General features: G+C 74.8%; 12 protein-coding genes. 4 read left to right on the forward strand and 8 right to left on the reverse strand.

Translation table 11 applies throughout. From position 1 onward, the window contains the following. Window positions 1–22 precede the first annotated feature (22 nt). Window positions 23–538, reverse strand: a complete 516-nt coding sequence (locus tag LG379_RS05630; protein WP_225753610.1) for a DUF6328 family protein — start codon at window positions 536–538, stop codon at window positions 23–25. 520 nt (window positions 539–1,058) lie between these two features. On the opposite strand from LG379_RS05630, the gene LG379_RS05635 reads away from it, so the two are divergent. Further along, window positions 1,059–1,913, forward strand: a complete 855-nt coding sequence (locus LG379_RS05635) for a tryptophan-rich sensory protein (RefSeq protein WP_225753611.1) — start codon at window positions 1,059–1,061, stop codon at window positions 1,911–1,913. 40 nt (window positions 1,914–1,953) lie between these two features. Here the strand turns inward: LG379_RS05635 and LG379_RS05640 are convergent, their stop codons facing one another. The 3 genes from LG379_RS05640 to LG379_RS05650 all read right to left on the reverse strand — a co-directional run bounded on the left by LG379_RS05640 (window position 1,954) and on the right by LG379_RS05650 (window position 4,939). Further along, on the reverse strand, window positions 1,954–2,538 hold the full coding sequence (locus LG379_RS05640; protein WP_225753612.1) for an NYN domain-containing protein: 585 nt from the start codon (window positions 2,536–2,538) through the stop codon (window positions 1,954–1,956). 91 nt (window positions 2,539–2,629) lie between these two features. Next, window positions 2,630–3,958, reverse strand: a complete 1,329-nt coding sequence (locus LG379_RS05645) for a Glu/Leu/Phe/Val dehydrogenase (protein ID WP_225753613.1) — start codon at window positions 3,956–3,958, stop codon at window positions 2,630–2,632. A 180-nt stretch (window positions 3,959–4,138) separates the two neighbouring features. After that, window positions 4,139–4,939 (reverse strand): aldo/keto reductase, encoded by an 801-nt coding sequence (locus LG379_RS05650; protein ID WP_225753614.1) that lies wholly within the window; start codon window positions 4,937–4,939, stop codon window positions 4,139–4,141. Window positions 4,940–5,076: 137 nt separating this feature from the next. On the opposite strand from LG379_RS05650, the gene LG379_RS05655 reads away from it, so the two are divergent. Further along, the gene (locus tag LG379_RS05655) at window positions 5,077–5,595 is read left to right on the forward strand and encodes a flavodoxin domain-containing protein (protein ID WP_225753615.1); all 519 of its coding nucleotides are present in this window, start codon (window positions 5,077–5,079) and stop codon (window positions 5,593–5,595) included. Window positions 5,596–5,607: 12 nt separating this feature from the next. On the opposite strand, the gene LG379_RS05660 is transcribed toward LG379_RS05655, so the two are convergent. From LG379_RS05660 to LG379_RS05670, 3 genes are read right to left on the reverse strand one after another with little or no spacing between them, the layout of a single operon-like run. Further along, complete coding sequence (locus LG379_RS05660; protein ID WP_225753616.1) at window positions 5,608–6,861, reverse strand: APC family permease; 1,254 nt, start codon at window positions 6,859–6,861, stop codon at window positions 5,608–5,610. 31 nt (window positions 6,862–6,892) lie between these two features. After that, complete coding sequence (locus LG379_RS05665) at window positions 6,893–7,942, reverse strand: LacI family DNA-binding transcriptional regulator (RefSeq protein WP_225753617.1); 1,050 nt, start codon at window positions 7,940–7,942, stop codon at window positions 6,893–6,895. Window positions 7,943–7,945: 3 nt separating this feature from the next. Further along, the gene (locus tag LG379_RS05670) at window positions 7,946–8,449 is read right to left on the reverse strand and encodes a DUF2505 domain-containing protein (protein WP_225753618.1); all 504 of its coding nucleotides are present in this window, start codon (window positions 8,447–8,449) and stop codon (window positions 7,946–7,948) included. A gap of 125 nt (window positions 8,450–8,574) precedes the next feature. Between LG379_RS05670 and LG379_RS05675 the strand changes: the two genes are divergently transcribed. Continuing rightward, on the forward strand, window positions 8,575–10,059 hold the full coding sequence (locus tag LG379_RS05675) for a sensor histidine kinase (RefSeq protein ID WP_225753619.1): 1,485 nt from the start codon (window positions 8,575–8,577) through the stop codon (window positions 10,057–10,059). Window positions 10,060–10,132: 73 nt separating this feature from the next. Here the strand turns inward: LG379_RS05675 and LG379_RS05680 are convergent, their stop codons facing one another. Further along, the gene (locus LG379_RS05680; RefSeq protein WP_034227434.1) at window positions 10,133–10,381 is read right to left on the reverse strand and encodes a WhiB family transcriptional regulator; all 249 of its coding nucleotides are present in this window, start codon (window positions 10,379–10,381) and stop codon (window positions 10,133–10,135) included. Between the two features lie 222 nt (window positions 10,382–10,603). On the opposite strand from LG379_RS05680, the gene LG379_RS05685 reads away from it, so the two are divergent. After that, window positions 10,604–11,014 (forward strand): hypothetical protein, encoded by a 411-nt coding sequence (locus tag LG379_RS05685; protein WP_225753620.1) that lies wholly within the window; start codon window positions 10,604–10,606, stop codon window positions 11,012–11,014. The last annotated feature ends 4 nt before the right edge of the window (window positions 11,015–11,018 follow it).

Below are 11,018 nucleotides of genomic sequence, written 5' to 3' on the forward strand. Positions count from 1 at the left end.
GGGTGGACCCGGACCCGTCCCGTCACCGGACGGGAGCGTCCTCCCGCGGACGCCGCCCCATGGCGATCGGCAGGACGAACCACGCCAGCACGAGCAGCGTGAGGATGGCGCCCGCGGCGGCGATCGCGAACGGCAGGTCGACGACGACGTCGAAGACGAGCAGCACGACGCCGCTCACCGTCAGCGCGAGGAACACCAGCCCGACGCGCATGAGCCGGTCCGCCGCCGTGACCAGGGCCGACTTGGCGCGGCGGCGGAACAGCTGCCGGTGCAGGCTCACCGGGGCGACGAGGAGCGCCGTCGTCGTCGCGGCCAGGATGACGAGCCCGAGATAGATCGTGCGGTGGTTGGCGTCGAGGTCCTCGAACCGCGCGGAGAACGGGACGGTGAGCAGGAACCCGGTGAGGATCTGGATGCCGGTCTGCGTGACCCGCAGCTCCTGCAGGATCTCGTTCCAGTTCCGGTCCAGCCGCTCCGTCGCCGTCTCGCGGCGACCGTCGGGGCCGACGGGGACGTCGTTGTTGCCGGCGGGCGTCACGGTTCCTCCGGGGAGTCGGCCGCGAGGTGGCGCGGCACCCCCACCCGGCACCACGCCGGGCGGACGGGGGAAGTGTGACGCACACCGGCCCCGGTCCGCGCGGTGACGGGACGTCCGGGTCGTGGCGCGGAGCCGGACCGGTCTGCGGCTCCGGGCCGGCTGCGGATATCGTCGTCGCCCGGTGCGCGGGGGTGGCGCCGGACCGATTCGATCACGGTCCGCGACGCGGCGGGCTGCGGGATCCGTCCCGCCGCAGACGACGGCACCGGGTCGACGGGCCGGACATGGTTTCGCCCCCGCTCGCGACTCCGCGAGCGGGGGCGGTGACGGCCGTCTCGCCTGCACAGGGCGTCACGGACTCGCCTCGACCCGGAGGCCGGCCACTGCTCTCGCGGTGGCAGGGAGAGTGCTTACGACGGTAGACCGGATCGGCCTCGCGCGCGACCGGTGGGCACGGGAACGACGAAATCCGTCGTGGACGGCCGTGCGCGCCGTCACGATCGACGGTCATGATGGTCGTGTGACGGATCATCGAACCGCCCCTGCCCACCCCTCCGACGGCGTCGCCGAGGCCGACGACGGCCCCGCCCGTCGCGGTGACGTCGGGCGCCAGGTGGTCGTGCTCGTCGGCTCGCTCGTCGCCATCGCGGGGGCGTTCGTCGGGTCCGGCGCCGCCGGTGGGGAGGACCAGACCGAGGTCGGCGACGGCGCGCTCGCCGCGGACGCCACGCTGGTGGCTCCGGGGCAGCCGGCGTTCGGCATCTGGTCCGTCATCTACACGGGCCTGCTCGCGTACGCGATCTGGCAGGCGCTGCCGAGCCGCCGCGCCGACCCGCGCCAGCGGCGCGTCGGATGGCTGGTGCTGGCTTCCATGCTGCTCAACGCGGCGTGGATCGGCGTCGTGCAGGCCGACCTGCTGGCGCTCAGCGTCCCCGTCATCGTGGTGCTGCTCGTCGTGCTGGCGGTCGTCCACGTCCGCCTCGTGCGCTCGCGCCCCCGCGGGACGGTGGAGGCGGTCGTCCTCGACGGGACGCTCGGCCTCTACCTCGGCTGGGTGAGCGTGGCCACGGTCGCCAACACGGCGGCGGTCCTCACCGCTGCGGGCTACACCGAGCTCGGACTGGGCGGCGAGGTGTGGGCCGTCCTCGTCCTCGCGGTGGCGGCCGGCGTCGGGGTGGGGCTGGCGGTGCACGGACGTGGCCGGCTGGCCATCGGCGCGGCGCTCGCCTGGGGGCTGGCGTGGATCGCCGTCGCGCGGGCGACCGACGATCCTCGGTCCACGGTGACGGCCGTCGCGGCCGGCGTCGCAGCCGCCGTCGTCGTCGTGGCCACGGTGGCGCTCCGGGCCCGCCGCGAGGCGGCACGGCGCCCATGACCCGGACGTGCCCGCGACCGGCCGGGCCGGGCCGGCCCCCTCAGAGGTAGCGCAGCGGGTCGAACTCGTCGAGGGAGATGATCCGCAGGCGCGGCAGCTGGACGTTGAACGCCTTGACCTCGCTCTCGAGGTCGAAGATCTCGAGACCGCCCTCGCTGAGGTGCTGCAGCTGCGTGCTCGTGAACTCCTTGAACGCCAGCAGCCCCACGCGGCGCCCCGGCCCGAGCAGCTGCCCGAGCTGCGGCGCGAAGTCGCCGTCGTGGCTCGCGAGGAGCACGTCCCCCGGGCGGTCGACCAGCGCGTCCAGCGTGCGCTGGATGCCGATGTCGACGACCTTCTCGTAGGACTCCCCGGCGAGCGGGATGGGCTGGAACCCGATCGCGAGCAGCGCCTGGATGAAGCCCATCGGCATGGTGCCGTTCGAGGCGTTGAGGAAGAACAGGCCCTTGACCTCCTGGGCGTCCCACGCCTGCTTGCCGAAGTCGAGGACGCGCTCCCAGCGCGGGCGCTGCTCCGGGGACGGCCTGGACCCGAGGATCGACCCCCCGAGCGTCGCGTCGATGTTCTCGCCGTCGACGAGGACGTACGTCGTCCGGCGCGGGGCGCTGAGGGCGTCGGTGCTCACGAGGGCAGCCTAGAGGGCTGCCGCCGCGGGCATGCGGGAGGGCCGGTGCGGCGTCGTCCGCCGACCCTCCCGCTGCGCGGTGCGCTGCCGATCAGGGGTACAGGCCGCGCGTGCGGTGCGCGGTCGCGACGCGCTTCACGCCGATGAGCATGGCCGCGTCCCGCAGGGTGACGTCCTCGCGGCGCGCCATCTCGGCGACCGAGCCGTACGCCTGGAGCATCCGCTGCTCGAGGCGCTGCTCGATCTCCGCCTCGGTCCACCAGTAGGCCTGCTGCGCCTGCACCCACTCGAAGTACGAGACGACGACGCCCCCGGCGTTGGCGAGGATGTCCGGCACGATCGTGACGCCCCGGCGGGTGAGGACCCGGTCGGCGGCGGCCGTCGTCGGGCCGTTGGCGCCCTCGACGACGAGACGCGCCCGGACGTGCTCGGCGTTGTCCCCGGTGAGGACGCCCTCCACGGCTGCCGGGACGAGGACGTCGACGTCGAGCGTGAGCAGCGCGTCGTTGTCGATGGGCTCGGACTCGGAGAAGTCGACCACCGAGCCCGTCCGGTGGACGTGGTCCAGCAGGCGGGGTAGGTCCAGCCCGCCGCGGCGGTAGACGCCGCCGTACTGGTCGCTGACGGCCTCGACGCGCGCGCCGCCCTCCGCGAAGAACGCCGACGCGTGCGAGCCGACCTTGCCGAAGCCCTGGACGGCCACGCTGACGTCGGGCAGGTCCTGGCCGATCTCCCGCAGCGCGGCGCGCGCGGAGTGCACCACGCCGCGCGACGTCGCCGTCGCCCGGCCCAGCGAGCCGCCCACGTCGATGGGCTTGCCGGTGACCACGGCCGGGATCGTGTAGCCCTTGTTGACCGAGTACGTGTCCATGATCCAGGCCATCGTGCGGTCGTCCGTGCCGACGTCGGGCGCCATGATGTCCCGCTCCGGGCCGATCATCGGCATGATCTCGCTGGTGTACCGGCGCGTGACGCGCTCGAGCTCGCCGGTGGAGTAGTGCCGCGGGTCGATGGAGACGCCGCCCTTGGCCCCGCCGTACGGCAGCTCGACGATGGCGCACTTCCAGGTCATCCACATCGCCAGCGCGCGCACCTCGTCGATGTCGACGCTCGGGCTGTAGCGGAGGCCGCCCTTGCCGGGGCCGCGCGTGATGTTGTGCTGCACGCGGTAGCCGTGGAAGAGCTCGGTGCTGCCGTCGTCCCGGCGCAGCGGGATCGCGACGTTCATCTCCCGCCGTGGCGTCGCGAGCATCGCGTGCATGCCCTTGTCGATGCCCAGCTGCTCGACCGCGCGGGCGAGCTGCACCTGCGCGGTCTCGAGCGGTCCCGGGTGGGACGGGTGGGCGGCTTCCGGGGCGATCTCGGGGACCGCGTCGATCGTCTCGATCGTGCCGGTCCGAGAGTCCTCGGTGGTGGTCATCGCGCTGGGCCTCCTGGGTCTGGGTGCAGGCAGGGGCCGGCGAGGTCGTCGTCGTCCCCACCCTGGAGTCTGTCATCACCGACGCCCGGCGGCGCGACGCGGCACAGCCGCAGAACCGCGATTCTTGACACGTCGCGCGCCCGAGCCGAACGCGACGGGTGCCGGGCGGGCGGCGTCGGGTCAGGCGGGGGAGCCCAGGGCGTCGATCTGCGCGACGTCCTCGTCCGACAGGTGCACGTCGAGCACGTCGAGGTTGCGCTCGATCCGCTCCGGCGTCACGGACTTGGGGATGACGACGACGCGGTGGCGCAGGTGCCACGCCAGGACCACCTGCTCGACGGTGACGCCCTTGGCGTCGGCGAGCTCACGCAGGACCGGGGCGTCGAGGTCGGTCCGCTTGAAGGGGCTGTAGCCCTCGATGACGACGCCGCGCTGCGCGTGCGCCGTGACGGTCTCCAGGTCGTAGTCCGCGGGGCTCCACGGGATCTGGTTCACCGCGGGGGCCTCGCCGGTCGCCTCGACCAGCTCGTCGATCTGCGCGACCGAGTAGTTGCTCACGCCGATCGCGCGGGCCAGACCCTCGTCGCGCAGCTCCCGGAACGCCTGCCACGTGCGCGGCGTCGCCTCCCCGTTCGGCGGCCAGTGGACGAGCCACAGGTCCACGTGGTCGGTGCCGAGCAGCCGAAGGCTCTCCTCGAGCGTCTCGCGCTCGCGGCCCGCGGCGTCCGGCGGGAGCTTGGTGGTGAGGAAGACCTGGTCGCGCGGCACGCCGGACTCGGTGAGGCCGCGGCCGACCTGGTCCTCGTTGCCGTAGCCGGTGGCTGTGTCGACGTGCCGGTAGCCGACCTCGAGGGCGTGGCGGACGGCGCGGGCGGCGTCGTCGCCCTCGGACTGCCACGTGCCCAGGCCCAGCAGGGGCATGCGGACCTCGCCGGCGGGCGTGCGCAGGTCGACGGTGGGGATCGGGGGAGGGGCGCTCATCGCGCCAGTCTGCGCAGGCGTCGCCCCGCTGCGCGCGTCGAGGAGGCAGGGGACCTCCGGCCCAGGTCCGGCGAGCATCCGCATCGGATCCTGGCAGCGGACCCCCTCCGGTCCGCGAAGCGAGAGGTGGTGCTCCCATGAAGGTCCTCGTGGCAGTGGCGTCCCGTCACGGCTCGACCCGTGGGATCGCCGACGCGATCGCCGAGGTCCTCGTCGCGGACGGGCTGGACGTCACCGTGGCCGAGCCCGACGACGTCGAGTCGGTCGAGCCGTACGACGCCGTCGTCCTCGGCTCCTCCGTCTACGTGGGGCGCTGGAACGCGTCGGCGCGGTCGATGGTGGACCGCCTCGCCGGCGAGCTCGCCGCCCGCCCCGTCTGGCTGTTCTCCTCCGGCCCGCTCGGCGACCCGCCGGCGCCCGCGGGCGACCCGGAGGAGGTCCCGTCCCTCATGACGCGCCTGGGCGCCCGCGCGCACCGCACGTTCGGCGGGGCGCTGGACAAGAGCCGCCTCGCGCTCGCGGAGCGCGCCGTCGTCGCCCTGCTGCAGGCACCGGAGGGTGACTACCGCTGCTGGCCGGAGATCCGTGACTGGGCCGGCGGGATCGCCGAGGAGCTGCACCTCGAGCACCACCAGCACCTGCACGTCGCCGGCTGACCTGCCGGGGTCTCAACCCCCCGCGAGGCCCACCGCCAGAGCGGCTGCCACGACGACGCAGCCCGCCAGGCCCAGCACCGGCACGACCCGCCGTGCCCGGCCGGGCAGGGTGAGCGCCGCGGCGTGCGCGACCGCGTAGTAGACGAGGACCGCGACCGACGACGCGGCGATCGCCCGCGGCAGGTCCAGGACGAGCAGACCCACGACGACGGCGCCGCCCACCACCAGCTGCGCGCGCACCGGCCGCGGGTCCGCCGCCCCACCGGTCAGCCGCGCCCAGGCCCGCGGCAGCACGCCGTCGCGCGCCATCGCCAGCGTGGTGCGGGAGAGCCCGAGCAGGACGCCCAGCGCCGAGGCGAGGGCCGCGAGAGCCGCGACGACGACGACGCCCCCCGCCCAGCCGGGACCGGCGAGCTGCTCCACGGCGTCGGCGACGGGGCGCTGCGACGCCGCGAGTCGCTCCGGGCCCAGCACGGCCATCAGGGTCGCGCCGACCGCCGCGTACACGACGAGGACCGTGGCGAGGGCGGCGGCGATCGCGCGGGGCAGCGTGCGTCGGGGATCGCGGACCTCCTCGCCGAGCGTGGCCACCCGCGCGTAGCCGGCGAAGGCGAAGAAGAGCACCCCCGCCCCCTGGAGGAGCCCGGGCACGCCGGGCGCCGTGGTGAGCGCCGCGGCGACGTCGGCGGCGGCGGGCAGGTCCGCCGCCGGCACCGACCCGCGGAGCAGGGCTGCCGCCGCACCGACCACCGTCGCCAGCAGGGTCACCAGCACGACCACGACGACGGCGCGGGTCGCGACGACGCCGCGCTGCAGACCGGCTGCGGCGAGCCCGGTGAGCAGCAGGACCGCGGCGACAGCCACGGACCGGGCGGCGTCCGGCCACAGGTAGGTCCCGACGGTCCACGTGATCGCGCCCGTGCTGAGCGTCTTGCCGAGCAGGAACGCCGCACCGGCGAGCACCCCCCACGGCGTCCCCAGCCGGGCGCGGCCGTACGCGTACGCCCCGCCGGACGTGGGCAGCACGGCGGCCAGGCGGGCGGACGAGTCCGCGTTGGCCCAGGCCACGAGACCGGCGAGGACGAGGGCGAGGGGGAGCGTCGCGCCGGCGGCCGCGGCGGCGGGGCCGAACGCCACGAAGACGCCCGCACCGAGCATCGCGCCCAGCCCGACCGTGGTCGCGTCCAGGAGCCCGAGGCGGCGGACCAGCCCCGGCGAGGTCGGGAGACCGCCGGGCTCGTCGCCGTGGGGGAGCGGGGTGCTCACCGCGACCGTCGTCCAGCGCCGGCCGTGGCGCTCAGGCCGAGGCCCGGACGACCAGGTGCGTGCCGAACACGCGCTCCTGCGGCTCCCGGCGCGCGGGCAGGGCGCCGATCCGGGACAGCAGGAGCTCCCCGGCGACGCGGCTCATCTCGACGACCGGGCTCGCGACGGTGGTCAGCGGCGGCTCGGCCGACCCGGCCACCCCGAGGTCGTCGAAGCCGACGACCCGGACGTCACCCGGCACCGTCCGGCCGGTGCGCTCCAGGACCCGCAGCGCCCCGGTGGCCATGAGGTCGGACGCGACGAAGAGCCCGTCGAGGTCGGGGTGCTCGCGCAGCAGCCGCTCCGTCGCCTCCGCGCCGCCGGCGGCGGTGAAGTCGCCGTGCTCGACGGCGACCGGGGGCAGCCCGGCCGCCCGCAGGGCGTCCTTCCAGCCCTCGAGCCGGTCGAGCCCCGCGGCCATGTCGGCCGGGCCGGCGACGGTGCCGATGCGCCGGCACCCCGTCGCCAGGAGGTGCTCGGTCGCCCGGCGGCCGCCCTCGCGGTTGTCCACGTCGACGAACGGCAGGCCCTCCGCGCTGCTGAAGGGCCGTCCGACGAAGACGCACGGCAGCCCGGCGTCCGCGAGGAGCGGTCCGATGGCGTCGTCCCGGTGGTGCGACACGACGACCGCGCCGTCGACGTTGCGGTTCCGCAGGTAGCGCATCGTGCGCCCGTCGTCCCCGCCGCGCCGGGCGATGAGGAGCACGAGCTGGATGTCGGTCGGCTCGAGCGCGGCGCTGAGGCCCTGCAGCGTGGCGGCGAAGTACGGGTCGGTGAGGACGAGCTGGTCCGGCTCGGGGACCACGAGGGCGACGGCGTCGGTGCGGCGCGTCACGAGCGAGCGTGCGGCGCGGTTGGGCGTGTAGCCGAGGTCGGCGACGGCCGTGTCGACCGCGGCCTGCGCGTCGGGGCTCACCTTGAGCCCCCCGTTGATCGCCCGGGAGGCCGTGGACCTCGAGACGCCGGCGCGCGCGGCGACGTCCTCCAGCGTGGGTGCGGGCGTCGGGGTCGTGCGGGTGGGCCTGGCGTCGTCGTCGGGCACGCCTCAGCCCTGCTGGGGGGCGAGCCAGGCGGCCGCCGTGCGCTCCTCGGCGTCGATCGCCGACCGGATCGCTCGGGCCGTCGCCTCCTCGACCGCACCGCCGAAGAGCGGGATCGAGGCGCGCAGCTCGCCGTCGTACAGCTGCGTCGTCGTGCCGTCGTCGTTCGCGAGGAGGCGCGTCGTGCCGCTGAGGCGCACCGGCACGCCCGTGATCTCGACGACGACGGTGCCGTGCCGGCCGTCCGGCTCGGGCGCCTCCCAGGCCTCGACCTGACGGACCTCGAGCCCGGCGCCGAGCAGCGAGCGGAACTGCGCGGGGACGGCGTCGGTCGGCATCTGCCGGCGGGTGGTGACCGTGAACGCCTCGCCGGACCTGCCCACGACGTCGACCTGGTGGCTCAGCGCGCCCGTGGCCCGGACCTTCGCCTGGACGAACGCCTCGTCGGCGAGCAGCGCGCCGACGCGGGCGACGTCGGCGTCGTAACGGACCTGGGCGGTCAGGTGCACCGGTTCCTCCGTGGGCTGGGCGTCTGCTGAGGCTAACAACAGGGGAGGGGCCCGTGGGCAGGACCAGCGGGCCGCCCGGGGCGCTCGACCCGCTCGTCGCCACCCGGTCTCCTAGGCTGCAGGGCGTGTCCACCCTGAGCGACCTCGTCCCGCGCCACGCCGACCTGTCGCCCGCCGACATCGAGTGGCTGCACCTGCTCGTCGGCGACTGGCAGCTCATCTCCGACCTCGCGTTCGCCGACCTGGTGCTCTGGCTGCCCACCCGCGAGGGAAGCTGGGTCGCCATCGCCCAGGCGCGCCCGTCCACGGGCGCCACGGTCCACTACGACGACATCGTGGGCAGCGCCCCGCCGGAGGGGCAGCGGACCCAGCTCGAGAAGGCCCTGACCGAGATGGCCATCCAGCGGTCCCGCGAGCCGCGGTGGTTCGGCACCTACGCCGTGCGCGAGGAGGCGGTGCCGGTCGTGCACGACCGGCGGCCGATCGCCGTCGTCGCTCGCCAGACCAACCTCGGCGGTGCGCGCACGCCCAGCCGGCTGGAGCTCAACTACGTCGAGGCCGCCGACGACCTCGTCGGCATGATCTCCCGCGGGGAGTTCCCGTCGCCGAACGCCCCGACGGGACCGCGGCGGGGAGCGCCGCGCGTCGGCGACGGGCTCATCCGCCTCAACTCCGAGGGCGAGGTCCTGTACGCCAGCCCCAACGCGCTGTCGGCGTTCCACCGCTTCGGGGTCATCGGCTCGCTGGTCGGGCGCTCCCTGGCGGAGGTCACCACCGAGCTGCTGGAGGACCAGTCCTCCGCGGACGAGTCGCTGCCGGTCGTCGTCATGGGGCGCGCGCCCTGGCGCACCGACCTGGAGTCGCGCGGCGTGTGCCTGTCGCTGCGGGCCGTGCCCCTCACGGAGCACGGCCAGCGGGTCGGGGCGGTGCTCGTGTGCCGCGACGTGTCCGAGCTGCGTCGCCGCGAGCGGGAGCTCATCACCAAGGACGCGACGATCCGCGAGATCCACCACCGGGTGAAGAACAACCTGCAGACCGTCGCGGCGCTGCTGCGGCTCCAGGCACGGCGGATGGAGTCACCCGAGGCGCGCGCAGCGCTGGAGGAGGCGATGCGCCGCGTCACGACCATCTCGCTCGTGCACGAGACCCTGTCGCAGACGCTCGACGAGACCGTCGACTTCGACGCGCTGGTGGACCGCAGCCTGCGCCTGGCGGCCGACGTCGCCTCGGCGGAGGCGAGCGTCCGCACCCTGCGGATCGGCACGTTCGGGATGGTGCCCGCCGAGGACGCGACCGCCCTCGCGCTCATCCTCACCGAGCTGGTGACGAACGCGGTCGAGCACGGGTTCGTCGGCAGGGAGCGCGGCACCGTCGAGATCGTGGCCGAGCGCAGCGGGGAGCACCTGCGTGCCGTGGTCGCGGACGACGGCGTCGGCATGAGCCCGCACCCGACCGGGCCCAAGAGCCCGATGTCCGGGCTCGGCACGCAGATCGTCGGGACGCTCGTGCGCAACGAGCTGCGCGGCACCATCGACTGGTCGCCTCGCGAGGGCGGCGGGACGCAGGTGATCCTGGACCTGGACCTGCGCGACCGTCGACCGCCGGTCTGACGGACGGGACGGGACATGACGCGACCCCGGCCCTCCGCGGAGGACCGGGGTCGTGGGTCGTCGGGCGCGAGCCTCAGCCGGCGCGGCGGGCCCGGGCGGTGCGGCGCTTGAGGGCGCGGCGCTCGTCCTCGGACAGCCCGCCCCAGACGCCCGCGTCCTGACCGGACTCGAGGGCCCACTTCAGGCAGGTGTCGACGACGGGGCAACGACGGCAGACGGCCTTCGCCTCCTCGATCTGGACCAGAGCCGGACCGGTGTTGCCGATCGGGAAGAAGAGCTCGGGGTCCTCGTCGAGGCAGGCAGCGCGGTGGCGCCAATCCATGGAATTACTCCTCGGGCACGCGGAGAGCCGGACCCGGTGGGGGCGGCTTCAGATGGGATCTCGTGCAGAACGTCCTATGTCTGCTCCAAGCCTCACACGACGGCGCCGAGCACACAAGGGGTTACGCCGAGGTTTCCCGAGGGTGTCATGAGGCGTAGATCACATCACCGGATGCGACATCGTGCCACAGAACCGACGATGCCGGACGCATAGGGTCGGGGAGTGAGCAGCAGCACGCGAGACCGCCCGCCGGCCCCCGCGGCGCCACCGCCGAGCCTGCGCGTCGTCGTGGTCGTCGCCGTCGTGGAGGCGGTGGCGATCGTGGTCCTGTCGGGGTGGGGTGTCGTGCAGCTCGTGACGGGGCAGCAGACCGCCGTGGGTGTCGTCCTGTTCCTCGTCCTCTTCGGCCTTGCGGTCGCCGCGACGCTCGTCGGCTCGGCGCGGGCGCTGTGGGAGGGCCGGCGGACGGGTCGAGCCCCCGTCGCCACGTGGCAGCTGCTCCAGGGCGCGACGGCGCTCGCGGTGCTCCAGGCCACCTCGGCGCCGGCGGCATGGGCGGTGCTGGTGCTCTCCGTCGTGGTGTTCGTCCTGCTGCTCACGCGTCCGGTCGTGGCGTACACGGTCGACCGCTGACGGT

The organism is Actinotalea sp. Marseille-Q4924, from assembly GCF_916618755.1.
GTDB lineage: Bacteria > Actinomycetota > Actinomycetes > Actinomycetales > Cellulomonadaceae > Actinotalea.